Annotated in this window: 15 protein-coding genes; 9 read left to right on the forward strand and 6 right to left on the reverse strand. The window is 66.3% G+C overall.

The genetic code is table 11. The annotated features are described in order from the left end of the window. Nucleotides 1-115: 115 nt before the first annotated feature. The gene (locus ACIGJG_RS24530) at nucleotides 116-2,668 is read right to left on the reverse strand and encodes a penicillin-binding protein 1A (RefSeq protein WP_483673114.1); all 2,553 of its coding nucleotides are present in this window, start codon (nucleotides 2,666-2,668) and stop codon (nucleotides 116-118) included. Nucleotides 2,669-2,894: 226 nt separating this feature from the next. Next, complete coding sequence (locus ACIGJG_RS24535; protein WP_140951789.1) at nucleotides 2,895-3,308, reverse strand: MarR family winged helix-turn-helix transcriptional regulator; 414 nt, start codon at nucleotides 3,306-3,308, stop codon at nucleotides 2,895-2,897. Between the two features lie 305 nt (nucleotides 3,309-3,613). Here ACIGJG_RS24535 and ACIGJG_RS24540 point away from each other — a divergent pair, with 305 nt between their 5' ends. From ACIGJG_RS24540 to ACIGJG_RS24565, 6 genes are all read left to right on the forward strand, one after another. After that, a complete protein-coding gene (locus tag ACIGJG_RS24540; RefSeq protein ID WP_140951791.1) occupies nucleotides 3,614-5,377 on the forward strand; it encodes a tannase/feruloyl esterase family alpha/beta hydrolase in 1,764 nt (587 codons plus the stop codon). Between the two features lie 25 nt (nucleotides 5,378-5,402). Further along, nucleotides 5,403-6,617 (forward strand): 3-(3-hydroxy-phenyl)propionate transporter MhpT, encoded by a 1,215-nt coding sequence (gene mhpT / locus ACIGJG_RS24545; RefSeq protein ID WP_011300986.1) that lies wholly within the window; start codon nucleotides 5,403-5,405, stop codon nucleotides 6,615-6,617. Nucleotides 6,618-6,663: 46 nt separating this feature from the next. Next, entirely contained in the window at nucleotides 6,664-7,779 is a 1,116-nt protein-coding gene (locus ACIGJG_RS24550; RefSeq protein WP_483673116.1) for a porin, read from the forward strand. A gap of 134 nt (nucleotides 7,780-7,913) precedes the next feature. Continuing rightward, nucleotides 7,914-8,747 carry a p-hydroxycinnamoyl CoA hydratase/lyase gene (locus tag ACIGJG_RS24555; protein WP_011300984.1) on the forward strand — a complete coding sequence of 278 codons (834 nt, stop codon included), beginning with the start codon at nucleotides 7,914-7,916 and terminating at the stop codon, nucleotides 8,745-8,747. 91 nt (nucleotides 8,748-8,838) lie between these two features. After that, nucleotides 8,839-10,290: an aldehyde dehydrogenase gene (locus ACIGJG_RS24560; RefSeq protein ID WP_483673117.1), complete on the forward strand. Its 1,452-nt coding sequence runs from the start codon at nucleotides 8,839-8,841 to the stop codon at nucleotides 10,288-10,290. Further along, on the forward strand, nucleotides 10,248-12,263 hold the full coding sequence (locus ACIGJG_RS24565) for a feruloyl-CoA synthase (protein ID WP_483673118.1): 2,016 nt from the start codon (nucleotides 10,248-10,250) through the stop codon (nucleotides 12,261-12,263). The genes ACIGJG_RS24560 and ACIGJG_RS24565 overlap by 43 nt, the downstream gene beginning before the upstream one ends. 153 nt (nucleotides 12,264-12,416) lie before the next feature. Here the strand turns inward: ACIGJG_RS24565 and ACIGJG_RS24570 are convergent, their stop codons facing one another. Next, nucleotides 12,417-13,037: a flavodoxin family protein gene (locus ACIGJG_RS24570; protein WP_011300981.1), complete on the reverse strand. Its 621-nt coding sequence runs from the start codon at nucleotides 13,035-13,037 to the stop codon at nucleotides 12,417-12,419. Between the two features lie 292 nt (nucleotides 13,038-13,329). Here ACIGJG_RS24570 and ACIGJG_RS24575 point away from each other — a divergent pair, with 292 nt between their 5' ends. The 3 genes from ACIGJG_RS24575 (at nucleotide 13,330) to ACIGJG_RS24585 (ending at nucleotide 18,696) form a co-directional block, all read left to right on the forward strand. Continuing rightward, on the forward strand, nucleotides 13,330-15,483 hold the full coding sequence (locus ACIGJG_RS24575; RefSeq protein WP_483674039.1) for a TonB-dependent receptor family protein: 2,154 nt from the start codon (nucleotides 13,330-13,332) through the stop codon (nucleotides 15,481-15,483). Between the two features lie 97 nt (nucleotides 15,484-15,580). Further along, nucleotides 15,581-17,002 (forward strand): multidrug transporter subunit MdtD, encoded by a 1,422-nt coding sequence (mdtD, locus tag ACIGJG_RS24580; protein ID WP_011300979.1) that lies wholly within the window; start codon nucleotides 15,581-15,583, stop codon nucleotides 17,000-17,002. A 95-nt stretch (nucleotides 17,003-17,097) separates the two neighbouring features. Then, nucleotides 17,098-18,696, forward strand: coding sequence for a histidine kinase N-terminal 7TM domain-containing protein (locus ACIGJG_RS24585; RefSeq protein ID WP_011300978.1), 1,599 nt, complete (start codon nucleotides 17,098-17,100; stop codon nucleotides 18,694-18,696). A gap of 11 nt (nucleotides 18,697-18,707) precedes the next feature. Here the strand turns inward: ACIGJG_RS24585 and ACIGJG_RS24590 are convergent, their stop codons facing one another. From ACIGJG_RS24590 to nirD, 3 genes are read right to left on the reverse strand one after another with little or no spacing between them, the layout of a single operon-like run. Then, nucleotides 18,708-21,428 (reverse strand): molybdopterin-dependent oxidoreductase, encoded by a 2,721-nt coding sequence (locus ACIGJG_RS24590; RefSeq protein ID WP_483673119.1) that lies wholly within the window; start codon nucleotides 21,426-21,428, stop codon nucleotides 18,708-18,710. A 43-nt stretch (nucleotides 21,429-21,471) separates the two neighbouring features. Continuing rightward, nucleotides 21,472-22,713, reverse strand: a complete 1,242-nt coding sequence (locus ACIGJG_RS24595; protein WP_220630121.1) for an NAD(P)/FAD-dependent oxidoreductase — start codon at nucleotides 22,711-22,713, stop codon at nucleotides 21,472-21,474. 34 nt (nucleotides 22,714-22,747) lie between these two features. After that, on the reverse strand, nucleotides 22,748-23,131 hold the full coding sequence (gene nirD / locus ACIGJG_RS24600) for a nitrite reductase small subunit NirD (protein ID WP_011300975.1): 384 nt from the start codon (nucleotides 23,129-23,131) through the stop codon (nucleotides 22,748-22,750). Nucleotides 23,132-23,149: the final 18 nt, after the last annotated feature.

Here is a 23,149-nt window from a genome sequence, read left to right on the forward strand (position 1 = left end):
ATGGAATCAATGTAGGCAGGGATCGACGCTCTTGCCAGGAGTAGTTTCCGGCCTTTGTGACGCGCGGCAGTGTGCGGAGCCGCCTCTGCGTCACACCGGAAGCGCGGGGGGGCGGTCAGCCCGGCGTGCCGGAAGTGGCCGGCACTGTCGCCGGGGCGGAGGAGGGCTGAGCCGGCAAGGCGGCCGGCGATACCGGACCCGTGGTGGCGGCCGTGTCTGACGATGACGACGCTGGTGACGATGGCGCAGGAGTTGGAACGGGAGTGGGCGCCGGTTCCGGCGCCGCGACCACGACTTCGCCGCGATCGAGCGCCATGCCCGAAGCGTCGGACGCTTCCGCGGCATTGGCCAACGGTGCCGGTGGCTGCGGCGTGACGTCGGCTTCCGGGGACGGCAATGCCGGGCGGCGCGGCGCGGGTCGCGTGGCCGGCGCGTCTGGCGTGGCCGTCCCGCCGAAGAGGCGCTTGAACCACACGCGCACCTGGGTGGCCAGCGCGCTGAAGACGCCCGATTCCTCTTGCTCGGCAAAGCGCGCCCGGCCATCGATGATGCGGCCGCGCAACGAACGCTGGTAGAAATCGCCGACGACCGGCAGCGCGCTGTGGGCGCCTTGCCCCCAGTAGTCGCTGCGCAGCGTGACCCGGCTGTCGTTGAAGCCGACCCATGCGCCGGCCACCAGCTCGGGTTGCATCAGGATGAACCAGCCATCGGCATTGTCCTGCGTGGTGCCGGTCTTGCCTGCCACATCGGCGCGGATGCCGAAGCGCGAGCGGATGGCCGCGCCGGTGCCGCGGTCGATCACGTCGCGCATCACGTCGAGCAGCGTCTGCGTGGTGGCGGCGGGCAGGGCGCGCTCGGCGCGCGCCGGCTGGAATTCCTGCAAGACCTTGCCGTCGCGGTCTTCGATGCGCGTCACCATGGTCGGCGCGATGTATTCGCCAGCGTTGGCGATGGTGGCATAGGACGCCACCATTTCCTTGAGCGTCACCGGGCTTGTGCCCAGTGCCAGCGAAGGGACCGTGTCCAGCTTGCTGTCGCGCACGCCCATGGCGCGCGCGAGCTTGGCCACGCGCGCGGGACCGACTTCCTGCATCAACTGCGCAGTGATGGTGTTGCGCGAATAAACCAGGCCGTCGCGCAGCGACATGGCGCGGCCGCTCGGGCGGCCTTCGTCGGTCGGTCGCCACACTTCACCGCCGGCGAGCTGGATCTCGACGGGCTGGTCCACCAGCGTATCGTCAGGCGTCTTGCCTTGCTCAAATGCGGCGCCGTAGACAAAGGGCTTGAACGTGGAGCCCGGCTGGCGGCGCGCGCTCTGCACGTGGTCGAAGGCGTCCTGGGTGTAGTCGCGGCTGCCGACCCACGCGCGGATCTGGCCCGTGCGCGGATCGATGGCGATAAAGCCGGCCTGGATGCGCGTCTTCTGCTGGCGCAGCGCCTGCATGAACGCCGTATCGGCCAGCAGGTGCTTAAGGGCCTCCTCGGCCGGCGTGCCGGCGGCCACGGCGTTGCGGTACTCGGGCGTTTCGCGCACGAAGGCCTGGACCAGGTCCTTGCTCGCGGCCCAGCCCGCGCGCGGCGCCCATGCGGCATTGGCGATTGACTGCAACCGGTTGCCCTGCGCCGTGACGGCCTGGGTGGCGAACGCCTGCAGGCGCGAATCGATGGTGGTGTGCACGACCAGCCCATCGGCGTAGATGTCATAGCCGTTGCGGTCGGCCCAGCCGATCAGCCACTTGCGCAGTTGCTGGGCAAAGTGCGGCGCCGGGCCGGGCGGCTCGGTCTGGCGTTCGAAATCGATGCGCAGCGGCCGCTTGCTGAGCTGGTCGAGGCGGCCCGCGTCGAGCTTGCCGCGCTTGACCATCTGCGCCAGCACGGTATTGCGGCGGTCCAGCGCGCGCTCGGGGTTCAGCACCGGGTTGTAGTAGCTGTTGCCCTTGAGCATGCCGATCAGCGTGGCGCTCTGCAGTACGTCGAGCGAGCGGGCCGACTTGTCGAAGTACGTACGCGCGGCCATCTCGATGCCGTAGGCGTTGTACAGGAATGGCACCGTGTTCAGGTAGGTCTCGAGGATCTGCTCCTTGGTGTAGAGCGCCTCGATCTTGAACGCGGTGATCGCTTCCTTGAGCTTGCGCGTCATGGTCGGCGCGCGGCCGATCTCATCGGGATACAGATTGCGCGCAAGCTGCTGCGTGATGGTCGAGCCGCCCTGGCGGTCGCCGGAGAACGTGTGCAGCGCCGCCGAGGCGGTGCGCCGCCAGTCCAGCCCATGGTGCTGGTAGAAGCGGTGGTCTTCGGTAGCGATCAGCGCGTCGACCACACTGGGCGAGATCTCCGACAGCTTGACCCAATCGCGGTTGGCCCACTTGAAGACCGCCAGTTCCTTCCCGTCGGACGACAGCACCTGCGCGGGGCGTTCGAACCGGGCCTTGCGGATATCGCTGATGCCGGGCGTGAACGGGATCAGCACCAGCACATAGAGCAGGAATGCGGCGGGAACGGCAGCCACGGCCAGCCAGACCTGCCGGCGCGTCGGGCGCCGCAGGGACGACAGCGACTGGAGCGATGCCTGGGACCGGAGGGACGTGAGGCGCTGCACCGGTTGCAGATGTCCCCAGGCCCGGGCAAGCGGAGGGACGAGCAGGGACTTGATCTTGTCCAGCCTCATGACGCAACCACGATCATCACAAGGCGGGGGCAAAGGACTGCGCGGGGCACTGGGAATACCGGTCTTCGAAAAGACTGAATCCTACCAAAATGAACCCGTTCGCATCGAGAAGACTGCTGCCTTGGTGCCTAATCATTCACTTTGAGTTCCGAATGTGATCGCAATGAGCGTGTCTCGCACAAGGCCCGGTCCCGACCGATGACACGGCAACAACATCTCGTGATCCTCAGCGCAGATTGCGCGCACATTGCGTCAGCCATTGACGAAGCAAATCCACGTGCTGCGGATCGATGCCCTCCAGCATTTCCGCTTCCAGCTTCTTCACGGTCTCGTCGCAACGCGCCAGCAGCGCCCGTGCATTCTCCGTCAGGCTCAGTTTGACGACGCGTCCGTGCGTCGGATCTGCCTCACGCACGATCCAGCCCTTGGTTTCCATCATCTTCACAATCTCGTTGGCCGATTGCGGTGACATGAACGATCGTTCGGCCAGTTGCGCATTGGACAGGCTACCTCTCGCCTGCAAAACGGACATGGCCGTGAAGAATGGCAGCGTAATGCCATGCGGCGCGAGCGCCTCGGTCAGCCGCCGCTTGACGATGCGATCGGTGCGGCCAATGAGATAGGGGATGCGGATCGGCATGGGATTCGCCGCTTCATGCCCGGCGGCTTGATCGACGTCCTTCGTTGCCCTTTTCGTTCCTGACGTTGCCATGGTGGTATGCGGTGCTTCCTGTGTCGCGTCTTGAGAGTCGTTAGGGGTTTACTCGCAACGATGATAATCTACTTGATATGTCAGGAAGCCTGATACTATATTGATACCGCGTTGGCATGCCGACGAAGCGCCTGCGCAACCACGCGAAGCGGCACTTGACCTCCGCAGCAGCCGGGGGCGGCAGTGATTCCTGCCGCCACACCGGCCACGATCTGACAATAAGGGAGACATCCATGCAGCAAATCCTTGCCGGCGGCGCCTTGGCGGCCGCCGCGATGGCGCTCGTCTCGTTGACGGGATGCGGTAGTGGGGACGAATCCGGCGACACCACAGCCCGGGCGTCCTCACCGGCTTCCTCCACCGGGTTGCCTTCACTCTCGCCAGCGACCGGCACTACGATGAGCGCCGCGTGCGAAAGCCTTGCAGGCCGCCTGGCGTTTCAGAACACATCGGTGACGGCGGTCAGTACGGTAGCGGCCGGCGCGGTCAAGATCGGCGGCAGGGACGTCGCCGAGCATTGCCTGATCACAGGCAAAATGAATTCGCGCGTGAGTCCGGTGGACGGCAACACCTATGCCATCGGCTTCGAGATGCGCATCCCGAAATCCTGGAACGGCCGGCTGTTCTACCAGGCCAACGGCGGACTGGACGGAAGCGTTGCCACTGCGCTCGGCACTTTCGGTGGCGGCCCGGTGACCGGGGCGCTTGCCATGGGCTTTGCTGTCATCAGCTCGGACGCCGGTCACAGCGGCAGCCAGAATCCGCTGTTCGGCCTGGATCCGCAGGCGCGCATCGACTATGGCTACAACGCGGCGGCGACGCTGACGCCGATGGCCAAGGCGCTGATCGGGCAGGCCTACGGCAAGGGTCCCGATCGCAGCTACTTCGGCGGCTGCTCCAACGGCGGACGCCACGCGATGGTGGCGGCTGCGCGGCTGGCGGCCCAGTACGACGGCATCCTCGCTGGCGACCCCGGTTTCCACTTGCCAAAGGCGGCCGTGGCACAAGTGTATGGCGCGCAGCAGCTCGCCACGGTTTCCAGCCTGGGCACCGATGGCCTGCCGGATATTTCGACGGCGCTGACGCTGGCGGAGGCATCGTTGATCGCAACGCGCGTGCTCGCAAAGTGCGACGCGCTGGATGGCGCCACGGATGGCATGGTCCACGACCTGAAGGCGTGCCAGGCGCAGTTCAGCCTCGCCAACGATGTGCGCAGCTGCTCCGGCGCGCGCGATGGCACTTGCCTCACGGACGCGCAGAAGACAGCCCTTGGCAATATTTTCGCGGGGGCACGCAACGGTGCCGGGCAATCGCTCTATGCCAGCTTCCCGTTCGACGCGGGAATCAGCGGGACCAACTGGGCGCAATGGAAGCAGACGATGTCGGTCACGCGCGATCCGGGGGCGCTGGCCTTCGTCTTCACGGTGCCCCCCGCACCGGCATCCACCAATAGTGCCTTGAAGGCCTATGCGTTCAACTTCAGCATGGACGTCGATGCGCCGAAGATCTTTGCGACCAACGGCGTCTATGCCGAATCGCCCTGGTCGTTCATGACGCCACCCGACGAGACCAATTTGTCGGTGCTGAAGAACCGTGGCGCCAAGCTGATTGTGTATCACGGCACCAGCGATCCGGTGTTCTCCTCCAACGACACCACTGACTGGTACGAGCGCCTCGCGGCAGCGAACGGAGGCGATGCCAGCAACTTCGCGCGGTTCTTCCCGGTCGCGGGAATGAACCACTGCTCGGGCGGCCCGACCGCGGACCAGTTCGACATGATCACCCCGCTCGTGGCATGGGTTGAGCAGGGCAAGGCGCCCGACAGTGTCGTGGCCACGGCGCGCGGCGCGGTCAACGCGGTGCCGAATGCCGAAGTACCGGCCGCCTGGAACACTGGAAGCGCTGACCGTACGCGGCCGCTGTGCGCGTATCCGAAGACGGCGCGCTACGCCGGCTCCGGCGACATCAACGATGCGGCCAACTTCCGCTGCCTCTGACTTCCGCACCAAGCAAGGAACCACCATGCAAACTTCAACCGTAGTACGCGCCGAGGCAACCTCGGGCGCGGCGCTGACGCTCGGTCTCTGCTTTGTCGTCGCGCTGCTGGAAGGGCTCGATTTGCAGTCGATCGGTGTCGCCGCGCCCCGCATGGCGCGGGAGTTCGGCCTGTCGGTCAGCGAGATGGGACTGGCGTTCAGCGCCGGGACGTTCGGCCTGCTGCCCGGCGCCATGCTGGGCGGACGGCTGGCCGACCGCATCGGACGCAAGCGTGTGCTGATCGTAGCCACCGCGCTGTTCGGCATCTTTTCCATCGCGACGGCGCACACCGTCGACTTCTGGAGCCTGCTGGCCATCCGTGTCGCCACCGGCATGGGTCTGGGCGGCGCCATGCCGAACCTGATTGCGATCTGCTCGGAATCGGTGCCGGCCAGGCTGCGCAATACCGCCGTCAGCATCATGTACTGCGGCATCCCGTTCGGCGGCGCCGTGGCGGCGGTGATTGGCATTCTCTCCGCCGGAGACACCGGATGGCGCCACATTTTCTATGTCGGCGGCTTTGGGCCGCTGCTCGTCGTGCCGCTGCTGCTGATGCTGCAGGACTCGCGTCGTTTCGATCCGCCGCACGGTGAGTCGGTGAAGCCGCCGCCGGTGGCGTGGGCGCTCTTCGGGGAGCGCCGCGCGATGGCCACCGCATGCATCTGGATCAGTTACTTCTTCACCCTGATCGTGCTGTATTTCCTGCTGAACTGGCTGCCGTCGCTGATGGTGGCGAACGGCCTGAGCCGGCCACAGGCGGGTGTAGTGCAGATCGTGTTCAACATCGGCGGTGGCGTCGGTGCGCTAGGCATCGGGATGCTGATGGATAAGGGTCGCCCGCGTGCGGTGGTGTCGGGCATGTATGCGGGGATTATCGTCGCGCTCGCCACGCTGGCGGCCGCTTCGGGCATGACCTGGATGGCACTCGGCGCCTTCCTGGCAGGCCTGTTCGTCATTGGTGCGCAGTCGGTGCTCTATGCGCTGGCAGCCGCGTATTACCCGATGGCGGTGCGCGGCACCGGCGTGGGCACCGCAGTCGCGGTGGGGCGGCTCGGGTCCATCGCGGGACCCATGCTGGCGGGGCAACTGCTGGCCATGGGCAAGAACGCGAGCACGATCATCGGCGCAAGTATTCCGATCACCATCATCTCCGCCGTTGCCGCATTGCTGCTGTTGCAGCGGCCCGCGGCTAAAGACTGACCAGGGCAACAAGAGATCACAAGAGAAGGAAGGAGAAAGCGAGACAATGAAACGCAAGAACATTCACCGTGCCGGCCGGGGGTTCCTGGCGCTGGCGGCGCTGGCGGCGTTGCCTGCGGTCGCCACCGCGCAATCCGTGACGCTTTATGGCGTCGTGGACACCGGCGTCGAGTACGTGGGTTCGATCGGCGCCAACAAGGACAGCGTGGTACGCGTACCGAACGTCACGGGTACCGTGCCGTCGCGCTGGGGCCTGCGTGGCACGGAGGACCTCGGTGGCGGCCTGAAGAGCGTGTTCGTGCTGGAATCGGGGTTTGCTGCGGACTCCGGCACGTCGGGCCAGGGTGGCCGGCTGTTCGGCCGCCAGGCACTCGTTGGCTTGTCCGGCAACTGGGGACAGGTCGCGCTGGGACGCCAGTACACGATGCTGTTCTGGGCGATGCTGGACGCGGATATCCTCGGGCCGCAGGTCTACGGCACCGGTTCGCTGGACAGCTACATTCCCAACGCGCGGGCCGACAACGCAGTTTCGTACAAGGGCACCTTCGGCGGCCTGACTCTGGGCGCAACCTACAGCTTCGGACGCGACACCGTCAACGCGGGCCCCAGCCCGGTCGGTACGAACTGCGCGGGCGAGAATCCGGCTGACAAGTCCGCTTGCCGCGAATGGTCCGCGCTGATCCAGTATGCGACCGCAAACTGGGGCGTGTCGGCGGCATACGACTCGTTGCGCGGCGGGCCGGGCGCGTTTGCCGGCCTGACCAGCAGCGGACTGAAGGATGACCGGCTCTCCGTCAGCGGCTACGCCTTGTTTGATCGCACGAAGATCGGTGTCGGGGTGCTCAGTCGCAACAATGAAGGAAGTCCGACCGCGCGCAGCGAACTGTATTACGCCGGCGCAGCGTATGACGTGACGCCTGCCTTCACGATCGCGGGCCAGGTCAACTACCTGAGGTATCGCCACAGCGACAACAAGGCGCTGCTCTACGCGCTGCGCGGGACGTACGCGCTGTCGAAACGGACGTCGGTCTACGGCACGGCCGGCTACATCAACAACGACGGTCAGCTCGCGCTGTCCGTGAGCAGCGGTGCCGCGGGCGGCAATCCCACGCCGGGCGGCTCCCAATTCGGCTTCATGGCGGGTGTGAAGCACGTCTTCTAGACGCGCCGTCACGTCATGGCATATCCCAGGTAAGGGTTTTCACGAGGTCGGTCGGATTTCGCTTGCAATATCAGGTAACCTGATATTAAATTGATTCCACGACGAACCGCCGACCAGTCATCAAGGAGACGAACATGGCCAATTACGAAGGACGCTGGAAGACCGTAAAGGTCAGCGTGGAAGAGGGCATTGCATGGGTAATGTTTAACCGCCCCGAAAAGCGCAACGCGATGAGCCCGACCCTGAACAGCGAGATGATCCAGGTACTCGAAGCGCTCGAACTCGACGCCGATGCCAGGGTGGTGGTGCTGACGGGCGCCGGCGACGCATGGACCGCCGGCATGGATCTCAAGGAGTATTTCCGCGAAGTCGACGCCGGCCCCGAGATCCTGCAGGAGAAGATCCGCCGCGACGCCTGCCAGTGGCAATGGAAGCTGTTGCGCATGTATGCGAAGCCGACCATCGCGATGGTCAACGGCTGGTGCTTCGGCGGCGGCTTTTCGCCTCTGGTCGCATGCGATCTCGCGATTGCCGCCGATGAGGCCGTGTTCGGCCTGTCGGAAATCAACTGGGGCATCCCGCCGGGCAACCTGGTCAGCAAGGCGATGGCCGATACGGTCGGACATCGCCAGGCGCTGCACTACATCATGACCGGCGACACCTTCACGGGCCAGCAGGCGGCCGCGATGGGCCTGGTCAACAAGAGCGTGCCGCGCTCGCAATTGCGTGAGCACGTGCTGGAACTGGCCGGCAAGCTGCTGGAGAAGAACCCCGTCGTGCTGCGCGCCGCCAAGCACGGCTTCAAGCGCAGCCGCGAACTGACCTGGGAGCAGAACGAGGACTACCTGTACGCCAAGCTCGACCAGGCGCAACTGCGCGACCCCGAGCACGGACGCGAACAGGGCCTCAAGCAGTTCCTCGACGACAAGTCGATCAAGCCGGGCCTGCAAGCCTACAAGCGCGCCTGAGGCCGCGGGGCGCCGTAGAGCGCCCCTTGACAAGCCCCCCGACAGGAAGCGGGCTTCGCAGCGTGCGGGGCCCGCCTGGAGACATGACTTCATGAACGCGTTGACCATGCTGATCGGCGGCCAGGACCGGCCCGCCGCCAATGGTGCTACTTTCGAACGCCGCAACCCCGTCACTGACGTGGTGGCGTCCCGCGCGCCCGCCGCGACACCGGAGGACGCCATCGCCGCGGTCGAAGCGGCGGCAGCCGCCTTTCCCGCATGGGCGGCGCTCGGACCGGGTGAGCGCCGCAAGCGCCTGCTCAGGGCGGCCGACATGATGGACAGTCGCACCGACGAATTCATTGCCGCCGGAGCAGCGGAAACCGGTGCGATGCCCAACTGGATCGGCTTCAACGTGATGCTGGCGGCCGATATGCTGCGCGAGGCCGCCGCCATGACCACGCAGATCGACGGCAGTGTCATTCCGTCGGACGTACCGGGTAGCCTGGCGCTCGCGGTGCGCCAGCCGTGCGGCGTGGTGCTCGGCATCGCCCCGTGGAACGCGCCGGTGATTCTCGCCACACGTGCCCTTGCCATGCCGCTAGCCTGCGGCAATACGGTCGTGCTCAAGGCATCGGAGGCCTGCCCGGCCCTGCACCGGATGATCGGTACCGTGCTGGAGGAAGCCGGGCTCGGCAGCGGCGTGGTGAACGTGGTGACCCATGCGCCGGAGGACGCGGCCACCATTGTCGAGACGCTGATTGCACACCCGGCCGTACGGCGGGTGAATTTCACCGGCTCAACCCATGTCGGACGCATCATCGCGCAGCATGCGGCAAAGCACCTCAAGCCGGCATTGCTGGAACTCGGCGGCAAGGCACCCGTTATCGTGCTGGACAATGCCGACCTCGACGCCGCGGTCGAGGCCGTGGCATTCGGTGCGTTCTTCAACCAGGGGCAGATCTGCATGTCCACCGAGCGCGTGATCGCCCAGCGCGCCGTAGCCGACCTCTTTGTCGAGAAACTCGCGGCCAAGGCGCGCACTCTCCGGGCCGGCGATCCGTCCGATCCGTCTTCGGTGCTGGGCGCACTGGTCAGCACGCAAGCCGCGCAGCGCATCCGCGCGCTCGTGGAAGATGCGCGATCAAAGGGCGCCCGGCTGCCGGTGGGCCTGCATGGCGACGGCGCCATCCTGCAGCCGGCGATTGTCGACGGCGTCACGCCGGAGATGGCGCTCTACCGCGAGGAGTCGTTCGGGCCGGTCGTGACCGTGGCGCGCGTCGACAGCGATGAGGCGGCGATCCAGATGGCCAACGACAGTGAGTTCGGCTTGTCGGCCGCCGTATTCAGCCGCGATGTGCCGCGCGCCCTGGCCGTGGCAAAGCGGATCGAATCCGGCATCTGCCACATCAATGGGCCAACGGTTCACGACGAAGCGCAGATGCCTTTCGGCGGGGTGAAAGGCAGCGGCTATGGCCGCTTCGGCAGCAAGGCGTCGGTCGATGCCTTCACGGAGTTGCGATGGATTACGATCCAAAGTGGGCCGCGGCATTACCCGATCTGAATAGCCGGCAGCGCGACCGGCGGTTACACCCGGCCGCGCACGGCCGGGAGCACAAGCATGGCAGGAGACAGGACGTGAGCGACGTCGAGACAAAAGCAGCCCCTTCCCCCGGCATCCCGATCGATGCTGGCGCCTCGCCCGTTCCGCGATATCGGGCGGTCCATGTGGCCGACTCCGCTGCGCTGGTCAGCCGGGATGGCGATATCTGGCACATCCGGTCCAGCGAGGCACTGCAGCCATATCCGCAGCGCATGACGGATTGTCTCGTGCGTGGCGCGGAGCATCACCCCGACCGCGTACTGGTGGCCGAGCGGGGGGCGGACGGTGGCTGGATGACGATCACCTATGCGCAGATGCTTGAGCGCGCACGCGCGATTGGGCAGGCGCTGCTGGACCGCGGGCTTTCCGCTGAGCGGCCATTGGCCATTCTTTCGGACAATGACCTCGAGCATCTGCAGCTCTCGCTCGGCGCCATGTGGGCGGGCGTTCCCTTTTCGTCGGTGTCCGCGCCTTACTCGCTGGTTTCAACGGATTTCGGCAAGCTGCGCCATGTGTTTTCGGTGCTGACGCCTGGGCTCGTCTATGCCGCGGACGGGAACGCGTTTGCGCGCGCCATTGCGGCGGTTGTGCCGGCAGATGTCGAGGTCGTCACCCGCGATGGCCGGCGTCCGGGTCGCTCGGCCACCGCGTTCGATGCATTGTTGCGGACGACGCCGGTCAGCGTTGATGTCGCCCACGCCGCGACAGGGCCGGACACGATCGCGAAATTCATGTTCACGTCCGGTTCCACCCGCCAGCCGAAGGCGGTGCCGACGACGCAGCGAATGCTGTGCAGCAACCAGCAGATGCTGCGCCAGACCATTCCGGAATTCGCCAGCACCCCGCCGGTATTGGTTGACTGGCTGCCCTGGAACCATACGTTCGGCAGCAGCCACAATTTCGGCATCGTGCTGTACAACGGCGGCACGATGTACATCGACCACGGCAAGCCCGTCGCCGGGCGGTTCGAGGAAACGCTGCGCAACCTGAGGGAGATCGCGCCGACCGCTTACCTGACCGTGCCCAAGGGCTGGGAGGAACTGGGTCTCGCGCTGGAGCGCGATGCGGCCTTGCGCGATAAGTTTTTTTCGCGCGTCAATATCTACTTCTTCGGCGGCGCAGGCTTGTCGCAGGAGGCCTGGGACCGGCTCGAGCGCGTCACCGAAACACATTGCGGCGAGCGCATCCGCATCATGGCCGGATTGGGCATGACCGAAACATCGCCATGCTGCCTGTTCACCACGGCACCCATCACGCGGGCCGGCTACGTGGGCACGCCGGCGCCAGGCTGCGAACTCAAGCTGGTGCCCGTCGACGGCAAGCTGGAGGCGCGCTTTCGCGGGCCGCACGTCATGGCGGGCTACTGGCGTCATCGGGACGCCGGCGTGCAGGCCGCGTTCGACGAGGAAGGCTACTACTGCAGCGGCGACGCGCTGCGTTTCTACGATGCCGAGCGGCCGGAACTCGGGCTTATGTTTGACGGGCGGATCGCGGAGGACTTCAAACTCAGCTCGGGCACCTTCGTCAGTGTCGGGCCATTGCGGGCGCGAGTGATCGCTGCTGGGGCGCCGTACGTGCAGGACGTGGTGGTGGCCGGATCGAATCGCGACGCCATTGGCCTGCTGGTTTTTCCGCGCATGGAGGACTGCCGTAGGCTGGCAGGCTTGCCAACGGGTGCGACGCCACACGAGGTCCTGGGCTCGCCGCCAGTGCGTGCCGCATTTGCGGCGCTTCTGCACACGCTGAACCAGTCGGCCACGGGCAGCGCGACCCGGGTGGCAAGCCTGTTGCCCGTGGACGAGCCGCCCTCGATCGATCGTGGCGAGATCACCGACAAGGGCACGCTGAACCAGCGGGCCGTGCTTTCCAACCGGGAAGCGCTCGTCGAGGCCCTGTACCAGCGCGAAGCGCCCGCCGGCGTCATCCGGCCCTAGCCGGGTTGCCGTCGCGTGCGGCGAAGCCCGCCGCGAGGCGTAGCAACTCTGGGGCTTTGCGAACAGACGGCCGCGGCTGCCGCGGCCCTCATTGCGGAAGGTCAACCTGATCCAGTATTTCCACCTGCCTTTCGGCAGGCAGCGCTGCTCGCGTCAGGCCGCCTGCTTGAGCGTGGCAAGCGCCCGGCGGCCCGCGGCGAGTTGTTGCGCCACTTCGGCGACGCGTGCGCCCAGATGCTCGGCGGTGCGCAGGTCAGCCAGCGGCGGCACCACATCGGCGCTTTCATCGGCATTGGACTGCGCGGCGGCGCCCAGGAAGAAGCCGTGGCGGTTCAGCGAATCCTCGGTCGACTTTGAATTGTTGTGGCCCGGAGGGAGGCCAAGGTTCACCCAGTGCATGCCATGCTGGGCCGCAAAGATGGAGATCTGCTGCAGCGTGGCTAGCTTGTCGCCCGAACGCGAGGCCGAATTGGTAAAGCCCGCTGCCACCTTGTTCGCCCACTTGCCACCCTTGGCGAAGACATTGCGCGAGGTCGCATCCATGAACCCCTTGAACTGTGCCGAGGCACTGCCCATGTAGGTCGGCGATCCGAAGATGATGCCGTCGACCTCTTCGAGCGTGTCCCAGTGTTGGTCGATATCGTCGACGCTGATCAGCAGGCTTTCCACGCCTTCGACGCTGCCGGCGCCACGTGCAACGGCCTGCGCCTGCTTCGCGGTGTGGCCGTAGCCGCTGTGATAAACGATGGCGACGCGGGTTTGGTGGGTGTTCATGGTGTGTTGCCTCACTCGATAAACAAAACAGTTGAATCTTGGTTTTTGCCGGCTATGCGTTGCAGTTGCTGCCGTTGAAAGAAGTTTAGGCGGATGCGGAAGGGCGGCGGTGGCTTGTCTCGAAATGAGTCATTGAAATTTTTTGATATATCGCTGCCGCCGCGAAAAGGGGTTTTCCCGCAACCCGTCGCATGGCAAATCCCGCGCAGACCATATAAAGTTATCCCGCATCCACCCAACCCGGCGCCGGATGGATTCCACGACCGCGCCAGCTTCCAACCGCTCCACACCGATGACGACAGGCGGCAGGCAGGTACTGGCAATCCGGCGTATCGTTACCCGCCATTCGGCGGCATCAGTGTTCAGCCTGCTGGCCAGCCTGGCCGCAGCGGGCCAGTCAGCGGCCGCCGAGCCGGATGTGGCGCTGCCTGATGTCGTCGTCAGCGCGTCGCGCAGCGAACAACGGCGTTTCGATGCTCCTGCAGCCGTGGACAGTGTTCCTGTCGATGCGCTGCGCGCCACATCGCCGCTCGTGAACCTTTCCGAGGTGCTGACCGGTGTGCCCGGTGTGGCCGTGCGCGACCGTCAGAACTATTCGCAAGACCTGCAGCTTTCCGTGCGCGGCTTCGGCACGCGCTCGACGTTCGGCGTGCGCGGCGTGCGCCTGTATGTGGATGGAATTCCCGCCACCATGCCTGACGGGCAGGGACAGACCTCGACCGCCGATCTGGCCAATGCGAGCCGCGTAGAGGTCCTGCGTGGCCCATTCGCGCAGATGTACGGCAATGCGTCGGGCGGCGTAGTTCAGGTGTTCACGCCGGACCCGCCCAAGGATGGCTTCACCGGCCGTGCCTCGACCGGGGTTGGTTCCGATGGCCAGTGGCAGGCGGGCGTGTCGCTCGGCGGCGGCAACGACAAGCTCGGCGGCACGCTGGATGCGTGGACGTACCAGACCGACGGCTACCGCGATCACAGCGCCGCGCGCCGCTACCAGCTCAATGCCAAGGTCGTGGCCCAGCCCACCGATGCCACGCGCGTGACGGGCCAGTTCAATTACTTCAACCAGCCGCTCGCGCAGGACCCGCTGGGGCTCACGCGCGCGCAGGCTGATGCCAACCCGCGCCAGGCCGTGCCCGCCGCAACCCAGTTTGATACTGGCAAGACCGTCGAACAGACCCAGGCCGGCGTGGTGGTGGACCACAAGCTGAGCCAGGCCGACAGCCTGCAGGGACGGCTCTATGTGGGCACGCGCCAGCTTTACCAGCGGCTCGGCATGAGCGGCATCGCCGCGACGTCTTCCGGCGGTATTGTCGATCTGGACCGAAGCTACGGCGGCGCCGCGCTGTCGTGGACGCGGCGAACCACCGCCGGTGGCCTGCCGCTGCAATGGACCGCCGGCGTGGAGGCCAATGGCATGCGCGACGGCCGCACGGGGTTCGTCAACAACAACGGCACCCAGGGCGCGCTGCGCCGCGACGAAACCGACAAGGCCAGCGACTACGGCGCGTTTGCGCAGTTCGACTGGACCCTCCATCCGTCCTGGGAACTCGTGGGCGGCGTGCGGGCCAGCCGCGTGAAACTCAGCATCGACGACCATTTCGTCACCGCCGCCAGCCCGGACGACAGCGGGTCCACCACGTACAACAATGTCAGCCCGGTGCTGGGGCTGGTCTGGCATGCACTGGATACGTTGAACGTCTACGCCAACCTCGGCCGAGGCTTTGAATCGCCCACGCTGACCGAAGTGGCCTACGGACCGGGCGGCGTTGGCAGCAACCTCGGGCTGCAGGCTTCCACCAGCCGCCAAGGCGAAATCGGCGTCAAGTGGCAGCAGCAGCGCCAGCGGCTGGAGGCGGCGCTGTTCGACGCCGACAGCCATGACGAAATCGTGCCCCTGTCGAACAATGCCGGCCGCACGGTCTACCAGAACGTCGATGGGGTGCGCCGGCGCGGGCTGGAGCTGGCCTGGCGCGGAGGCTTTGGCGAGCAGGTCGGCGCAGCGGCGAATGGCGTAGCCGGTAGCCGGTACGAGGCCGGGCTGGCCTATACCTACCTGTCCGCCTATTTCGGTGAGTCGTTCCTCAACGCGCAGGGACAGACCGTAAATGCCGGGAACCGGTTGCCCGGCACGGCACGCCACAGCCTGAACTTCGACATCGCGTGCCGGCCGCTGCCGCCGCTCGTGCTTGGCGCCGAGATGCATGTAGACAGCCGCATCTATGCCGACGACCTCAACACGCAGGCCGCGCCAGGCTATGCCACGTTCAATCTGCGCGCCGGCTACGAATTCCGCCTCGGCAAGACGCGCCTGTTCGCGTTCGGCCGCATCGACAACATAACGGACCGCAAGTACATCGGCTCGGTCATCGTCAACGAGGCCAACGGCCGGTATTTCGAGCCCGCGCCCGGCCGCCGCTTCTTCGTTGGCTTGCGCGCCGCGATGTAAGACACACGCGGACTTGCCACGCCACCCTCCGCCGAACTAAGGTTGCGGCTTTGGCCGGTAGTCCGGCCAGCCTCGGAACACCTCGGAGTACGCAGCCATGACCACGCCCATGCCTGACGACCGCACCCGCCGCATCATGCTGTGGGTGGTGGCGGTCGGCTTCTTCATGCAGACGCTGGATTCCACCATCGTCAACACTGCGCTGCCGTCCATGGCGCGCAGCCTTGGCGAAAGCCCGCTGCGCATGCAGTCGGTCGTGATCGCCTACTCGCTGACCATGGCCGTGATCATCCCGGCCTCCGGCTGGCTGGCAGACCGCTTTGGCACGCGCACCATCTTCCAGACCGCCATCGCGCTCTTCGTGCTCGGCTCGTTGCTGTGTGCGTACGCGGGCACGCTGCCGTTCCTGGTCGCCGCGCGCGTGGTGCAGGGCGTGGGCGGCGCCATGCTGCTGCCGGTGGGCCGGTTGTCCGTGCTGCGCACGTTCCCGCGCGACCAATACCTGCAGGCGCTCAGTTTCGTCGCCATCCCGGGCATGATCGGTCCGCTGATCGGCCCGACGCTGGGCGGCTGGCTCACGCAGGCGCTGTCGTGGCACTGGATCTTCCTGATCAACGTGCCCGTCGGTATCCTCGGCGCGCTCGCGACGGTGCGGTACATGCCGAACGCGCGCCAGTCCGGCATCGGCCACTTCGACGTGGCCGGCTATGTGCTGCTCGCTGTCGCCATGCTGGCGCTGTCGTTCTCGCTTGACGGGCTCGCCGAAATGGGCTTCCAGCACGCCACCGTGCTGATGCTGCTGATCGCCAGCATGGCCGCGCTGACCGCCTACGTGCTGCACGCGGGCAAGCGGCGCCAGCCGCTGTTTCCGCTGCGGCTCTTTCGCATCCACAGCTTCAGCGTGGGCTTGCTCGGCAACCTGTTCGCGCGGATCGGCAATGGCTCCATGCCGTTCCTGATTCCACTCACGCTGCAGGTGAGCCTTGGTTATTCGCCGTTCGATGCAGGCCTGATGATGCTGCCCGTCACCGCTGCCGGCATGGCGTCCAAGCGCCTCGCCACGCGCCTGATCGAGCAGCACGGCTACCGCCGCGTGCTGGTCACCAACACGTTCGCCGTAGGCGTCGTGATGGCGGCGTTCGCGCTGATCACGCCGCAGCGGCCACTGTGGACGGTGATTCCGCTGCTCGCGCTGTTCGGCATGGTCAACTCCATCCAGTTCACGGCGATGAACACCGTCACGCTCAAGGACCTGAGCGGCACCGGCGCCAGCAGCGGCAACAGCATGCTTTCGATGGTGCAGATGCTGTCGATGAGTCTCGCGGTGACGTCGGCGGGCGCGCTGCTGACCACCTTCGAGCATGGCTTCGGCAACGGGCCATCGGGGGTGCTGCCGGCGTTTCACGCGACATTCATCTGCATGGGGCTGATCACATGTGCTTCGGCCTGGATCTTCATGCAACTCTCGCCGCAGGAGTCGCGGGCGGTGGTGCATCGGACCGAGAGGGCGGAAGGGTAAGCTATGTCCGAATACGCCTTTCCCGGTGAACCCGGATCGCCTCCGATATCCATACCACGATGCACATCGTGTTCGCGAAATAGAATCCGGCCCTGATGCCATCGTATCCCCTGGTCCTCTGCCTGACCATCGCCGTCGTATGCAGTATCGGCATGGCCGTCATGGCCTGGCCGCGGCGCGATGACCCGACCATCCAGGCGTTCCTGGTGCTGGCCGGCGGCGTGGTGATCTGGAGCGGCGGGCGGCTGCTCGAGATCAGTTCCGCCGACCTGCCCGGGCGGATACTGTGGGCCAAGATCCAGTATTTCGGGATCGTGGCCGTGCCGATCGGCTGGCTGGTGGCGATGATCCACCTGAGCCGGCCGCGTTACGTGGTGCCATGGTCGTTGTTGTCGATCCCGATCCTGATGGCCGTGCTGACCGTGGTGCTGGTGCTGACCAATACCCACCATCACCTGGTATGGACGCGGATTACGCTGATGCCGCCGGGTGTGGCGCCTGGTGCCGTTTTCGAGCATGGCCCCGGCTATGGCGTCATGGCGGCCTGGACCTATCTGCTGCTCGCGCTGGGCTTCTACTTCCTCGTCACGGCGGAGGTGCCCAACGACGCCTTGTCGCGGCCCGGGCGGGCGGTGCTGGCGGGCAGCCTGGCCTTTCCGCTGCTCACGCATATCGCCTATCTGCTGCGCTGGACCGGGCCGCTGGGCGGCGACCTGACGCCGGCCACGTTCTCGCTGATGGCGGTGCTGGTCTGGTTCTGCGGATTGCGCACGCATCTCGACGACATTGGCCACTACGCGCGCCTGCGCGTATTCGATGCGCTGAGGGAGGGATGCGTGGTCCTCGGTGCTGACGACAAGATCGTCGAATACAACCCCGCGGCGGCGAGGCTGGTGCCAGCGTTGCGCCGTGGGCAGCCGGTGCCGGCCGGCTGGGAGGAGGTGTTCCTGCGCCCGCAGAGCGCCGACAGTCAGACCGTACGCCCGTTCATTCCACCGGGCGCGCACTTCGAACTGACAGCAGAAGCCGTAACGCGCATGGATGGCAAGCGCATCGGCACGCTGGTGTTCCTGCTCGACATCAGCCGCTACCAGTCGCGCGAACTGGCGCTGACGGCCCGGCTCGGGCAGACCGAAGAGCAGTTGTCGCGCGTGCAGGCGGATCTCGACATCGACGCGCTGACCGGTATCCCGAACCGCCGCTACTTCCAGCGCGAGGCAATGCTCGCGGTGAGCCGGGCGTTCGAGCGGCGTGAAGAGATGGGACTGCTGATCCTCGATGTGGATCTGTTCAAGCAGTACAACGATCTGTATGGCCACCCGCGCGGCGACGAATGCCTGCGCCAGGTCGCTGCCGCGCTGACGCGGATGCTGGCAGGCACGCAGTTCTGCGCGCGCCTGGGAGGGGAGGAATTTGCAGTCGTGCTGCCCGCTTCCACACAGGAAGAGACTCGCACCGTGGCGCGGGCTATGGTCGAGGCAGTGCGCGAACTCGGCATCCCGCACCATGGAACGCCGGTGCAGCCGATCGTGACGATCAGCGTCGGCGCGGTTTGCGCGGCGCCCGATGCGCCGCGGCTGGAGCCGCTCCTGCACCGGGCCGACAGCGCGATGTACCAGGCCAAGCGGGCAGGGCGGAACCGCTTTGTGTTCGACGGGCAGGCACACGCGGATGCCTGGCATGGCCAAGGCTGAGCAGAGCTGCGCTAAGCCACTTCCGCGACCCGAACCTCCACCAGCAGCTTCTTCAGTTCCGGCACGCAGGATCCGCAATTGCCACCTGCCTTTACGCAGGCGGTGATCTCGGCCGGCGTCGTCAGGCCATGCTTGCGCACGGCATCGCAGATGGTGTTGCGGCCTACGCCGAAGCACGAGCAAACCGTTGGCCCGGCGTCGGCGCCTTTCTCGATGGGCTGGCCCATGAGCAGGCCGATGCGGTCAGCGTCTTCCAGTCTATCGCGCCCGAACAGCTCGGCCAGCCAGGACCGGGACGGCAGTTCGGGACGGGTGGCCACGTACACACACGCTTCCAGCCTGTCGTTGACGACATAGCCCGCATGATAGGTGCCGGCGCTGCGATCCTCATACTCGAGCCAGTCTGCCTCCGGATCGGTCACGCCGAGCAGGCTGCGGGCCCAGGCGGCACGGTCGACAATGGCTTCACGTCCCGCAAATTCATAGCGCTGGAAGCGCTTGCCCTGCACGCGCGTCCAGTAGGTGAGCGTGTCGGCCGGTAGTTCCCGGCGGCTCAGCACGAAGCCGTGCCAGTTGACGCCGAACGGTTCGACACTGACCGGCGTGTGCTTGAATTCCGGCTCGCCCGACACAGGGTCGACCACCGGGTTGACGAGCGCGCCGACGCGCGCGTCGGAGCTGAACTGCCCATTCCAGTGGATCGGCACGAACACGCTGCCGCGCGGAATGCCGCCGCCGTGCCGCACGCGGGCCACCATGGCGCCCCAGCGCGTGGCCACGCGCGCGAGCTTGCCTTCGCCCACGCCGCACAAGAGCGCATCTTGTGGATGCATGTCGACAAACGGCTCGGGCAGGTGGTCGGCGAGCTTGGCCGACTTGCCGGTGCGCGTCATGGTGTGCCACTGGTCGCGCACGCGGCCAGTGTTGAGGATCAGCGGGTAGTCGTCATCCGGCGCATGTGCCGGCGCGCGCCTCCGCGTCGCGACAAAGCGCGCGAGTCCATCAGGATGGGCGTAGCGGCCGTTTTCGAACAGCCGTCGCGTTCCGGCCGCCGAACCGGCCACCACGGGCCATTGCAAGGGTTCGAAGGTGTCATAGCTGTCCTTGTCCATGCCGGCCATGCCGCCGATGTCGAATGCGCGCGGTGCCTCGTCATTGCGCCACGCGCTCAGCCGTGCATGTTCGTCGAAGATCTCGTGCGGGCCGGCGTAGTCGAAGCCGGCAAAGCCCATGCGCTGGGCCACGTCGCACAGGACCCGCCAGTCGGCGCGCGCCTCGCCCGGCGCCGGCAGGAAAGCGCGCTGGCGCGAGATACGACGCTCCGAGTTGGTGACCGTGCCGTCCTTCTCGCCCCAGCCCAGCGCGGGAAGCAGCACGTGGGCGGCGTCATTGGTGTCGGTGCGTTCAATGATGTCGGAACTGACCACCAGTTCGCACTTCGCGAGCGCGCGGCGCACCTGGTCGGCATCGGGCAGGCTGACCACAGGGTTGGTAGCGATCACCCATACCGCCTTGACCCGCCCTTGCTCGATCGCGTTGAACAGGTCCACCGCCTTGAGGCCCGCTTGATCCGCCATGACTGGCGATTGCCACAGGTCCTGCACGATCTCGCGATGCAGCGGATTGGCCAGTTCCATATGCGCGGCCAGCATATTCGCCAGGCCGCCGACTTCGCGGCCGCCCATGGCATTCGGTTGCCCCGTCAGCGAGAACGGGCCCATGCCCGCGCGGCCGATCCGGCCGGTCAGCAGGTGGCAGTTGATGATGCTGTTGACCTTGTCGGTGCCGGCCGATGACTGATTGACGCCCTGCGAGAAGGCGGTCACGACCTTTTCCGTATCGGCGAACAGGCGATAGAAAGCCAGCACGTCCTCGACATCGAGCTTGCATGCGCGCGCCACGGCCTTCGGGTCGCTGCAGTCCACGGTCGCTTGCAGCGCATCGTCGAGCCCCGCCGTGCTGGCCGCCACGAACGCCGTGTCGGCCTTGCCTTCACGCGCCAGATAGCTGAGCAGTCCGTTGAACAGCCAGACATCGGTGCCCGCACGCACGGGCAGGTGCAGGTCGGCCAGCTCGCATGTGGCGGTGCGGCGCGGGTCGATGGCGACGATCTTCATCTCCGGCCGCGCTTCCTTGGCCTTCGACAGGCGCTGGAAGAGGATCGGATGGCACCACGCGGTATTGGAGCCCACCAGTACGACAAGGTCGGCCAGCTCCAGGTCTTCGTAGTTGCCCGGCACCAGGTCTTCGCCGAACGCGCGCTTGTGCCCGGCCACGGCCGACGACATGCACAGGCGCGAGTTGGTGTCGATATTGGCCGTGCCGATGAAGCCCTTCATCAGCTTGTTGGCGACGTAGTAGTCCTCGGTCAGCAACTGGCCGGAGACATACAGCGCGACCGCATCGGGGCCGTGTTCACGGACGATGCGCGAGAAACCCTGCGCCACGGTGTCGAGCGCGTGGTCCCACGACACCTGTTCCAGCGTGCCGTCCTCGTGGCGCACCTTGGGATGCAGCAAGCGGCCTTGCAGGTCCACCGTCTCGCCGAGTGCCGAGCCTTTCACGCACAGGCGGCCGTGATTGGACGGATGCTCCGCGTCGCCGGCAATCTCGACCTGCCCGTCGGCGCGCACCGTGGCGCGCACGCCGCAGCCGACGCCGCAGTACGGGCAGGTGGTGGCGGTGGTGGTGGTTGGGGTGGCGGATACCACCGGGATGTCGGACAGATTCACGCGTTCTCCGTGGGGCGATGTCGTTGTCGTCGGATGATGGCGTTCAGGCAGCGAGCGCCTCGCATTGGGCCTTGCCGAACAGCAGGCGCTGGCGCAGCGCCGCGACCGGTGCGCATTGCTGGATCAGGTCGAAGTACCACGGCCCGTCCTGCACGTCGCCATAGAGCACGGCACCGATCAGGCGCCCGTCCTGCAGTACCAGCCGCTTGTAGACGCCGCGCCGTGCGTCGCGCAGCACGAGGTCCTCGCTGCCTTCGCCGCCGATGAAATCGCCGGCGGAATAGAGATCCACGCCGGTGACCTTGAGCTTCGTGGCGGTGGCCTGCTGGATATAGCGGCGATGGCCCGCACCGGCCAGGTGCGCGGCGCACACGCGCGCCTGGTCCCAGATCGGCGCCACCAGTCCGAACGTGGCCTGGCGGTGCTGAACGCATTCACCGACGGCATAGATGCGCGGATCGTAGGTCTGCAGCGTGTCGTCGACCACGATGGCGCGTTCGCAGCGCAGGCCTGCACCGGCCGCCAGCTCGATGTTCGGGCGCACGCCGGCGGTCATCACCACCAGGTCGGCCGGGATCTCGTTGCCGTCCTTGAAACGCACGCCGGTCACGCGCGTATCGCCTAGAATCTCCGCGGTCTGCGCGCCCAGCATGAAGCGCAGGCCCTTGCGTTCGAGCGCGCCCTTGAGCAGCGTGGCGGCGGGCTTGTCGAGCTGGCGTTCCATCAGGCTGTCGCACAGATGCACGACGGTGACATCCATGCCCTGGCGCAGCAGGCCGTTGGCGGCCTCCAGCCCGAGCAGGCCGCCGCCGATCACCACCGCGTGGCGGTGGTTACGCGCGGCGTCGAGCATGATTTCCACGTCCTGGATATCGCGAAACGCGATCACGCCGTCGAGCTGGTGGCCGGGTACCGGCAGGATGAAAGGCTTCGAGCCGGTGGCGAGCAGCAGGCGGTCATAGCGCACCTCGCGCCCGGACTGCGCACGCACCGTGCGGCGCGGGCGATCGATCGCCACCACGGGGTCGCCCGCCAGCAGTTCGATGCCGTTCTGCGCATACCACTCTCGCGTATTGAGCATGATGTCGTCGACGGTCTTCTCGCCGGCCAGCACCGGCGACAGCAGGATGCGGTTGTAGTTGCCGTGCGGCTCCGCGCCGAACACGGTGATGTCGTACAGGTCCGGGGCCAGCTTGAGCAGTTCCTCGACCGTGCGCATGCCGGCCATGCCGTTGCCGACGACGACCAGCCGGGGGCGGGACTGCGAGGGGGCGGATGGCGTCATGCGCGCGGTCTCCATCGGGAACATGGTTGCAGTGTCAGGCGGCGAGTTCTTCTTCGGCTTCGCGCAGCGTTACATTGGCGGCGATCCATACCTTGCCGTCGTAGACGCGCGCCGGGTAGGCGTTGACCGAGTGTTCCGGTGCCTCCAGGCATTCGCCGGTGCTCAGGTCGAAGTGCTGCTTGTAGATAGGCGATGCCACCACCAGGCGTTCGCCGATGTTGCCCACCAGGCCGCGCGACAGCACCGCTGCCTGCGAGTTCGGATCGAAATTGTCGATCGCGTACACGTCTTCGCCGCGGCCGATGCGGAACACGGCTACCTGCTGGTCGTCGACCAGCGCGCAGACACCAGTATTGGGCACGATCTCGCGCAAGGTGCAGATCGCAGTCCAGGTTTCGGGATGGTGGGTATGGCTCATCACGTTCTCCTTCGCTTT

The organism is Cupriavidus sp. C1SS-2L, assembly GCF_057073735.1.

What these genes read in the sequence shown, in the direction of transcription:
- ACIGJG_RS24530 (WP_483673114.1), bottom strand. Translation starts at nt 2,668, where the DNA reads ATGAGGCTGGACAAGATCAAGTCCCTGCTCGTCCCTCCGCTTGCCCGG.
- ACIGJG_RS24535 (WP_140951789.1), bottom strand. Translation starts at nt 3,308, where the DNA reads ATGCCGATCCGCATCCCCTATCTCATTGGCCGCACCGATCGCATCGTC.
- ACIGJG_RS24540 (WP_140951791.1), top strand. Translation starts at nt 3,614, where the DNA reads ATGCAGCAAATCCTTGCCGGCGGCGCCTTGGCGGCCGCCGCGATGGCG.
- mhpT (WP_011300986.1), top strand. Translation starts at nt 5,403, where the DNA reads ATGCAAACTTCAACCGTAGTACGCGCCGAGGCAACCTCGGGCGCGGCG.
- ACIGJG_RS24550 (WP_483673116.1), top strand. Translation starts at nt 6,664, where the DNA reads ATGAAACGCAAGAACATTCACCGTGCCGGCCGGGGGTTCCTGGCGCTG.
- ACIGJG_RS24555 (WP_011300984.1), top strand. Translation starts at nt 7,914, where the DNA reads ATGGCCAATTACGAAGGACGCTGGAAGACCGTAAAGGTCAGCGTGGAA.
- ACIGJG_RS24560 (WP_483673117.1), top strand. Translation starts at nt 8,839, where the DNA reads ATGAACGCGTTGACCATGCTGATCGGCGGCCAGGACCGGCCCGCCGCC.
- ACIGJG_RS24565 (WP_483673118.1), top strand. Translation starts at nt 10,248, where the DNA reads ATGGATTACGATCCAAAGTGGGCCGCGGCATTACCCGATCTGAATAGC.
- ACIGJG_RS24570 (WP_011300981.1), bottom strand. Translation starts at nt 13,037, where the DNA reads ATGAACACCCACCAAACCCGCGTCGCCATCGTTTATCACAGCGGCTAC.
- ACIGJG_RS24575 (WP_483674039.1), top strand. Translation starts at nt 13,330, where the DNA reads ATGACGACAGGCGGCAGGCAGGTACTGGCAATCCGGCGTATCGTTACC.
- mdtD (WP_011300979.1), top strand. Translation starts at nt 15,581, where the DNA reads ATGACCACGCCCATGCCTGACGACCGCACCCGCCGCATCATGCTGTGG.
- ACIGJG_RS24585 (WP_011300978.1), top strand. Translation starts at nt 17,098, where the DNA reads ATGCCATCGTATCCCCTGGTCCTCTGCCTGACCATCGCCGTCGTATGC.
- ACIGJG_RS24595 (WP_220630121.1), bottom strand. Translation starts at nt 22,713, where the DNA reads ATGACGCCATCCGCCCCCTCGCAGTCCCGCCCCCGGCTGGTCGTCGTC.
- nirD (WP_011300975.1), bottom strand. Translation starts at nt 23,131, where the DNA reads ATGAGCCATACCCACCATCCCGAAACCTGGACTGCGATCTGCACCTTG.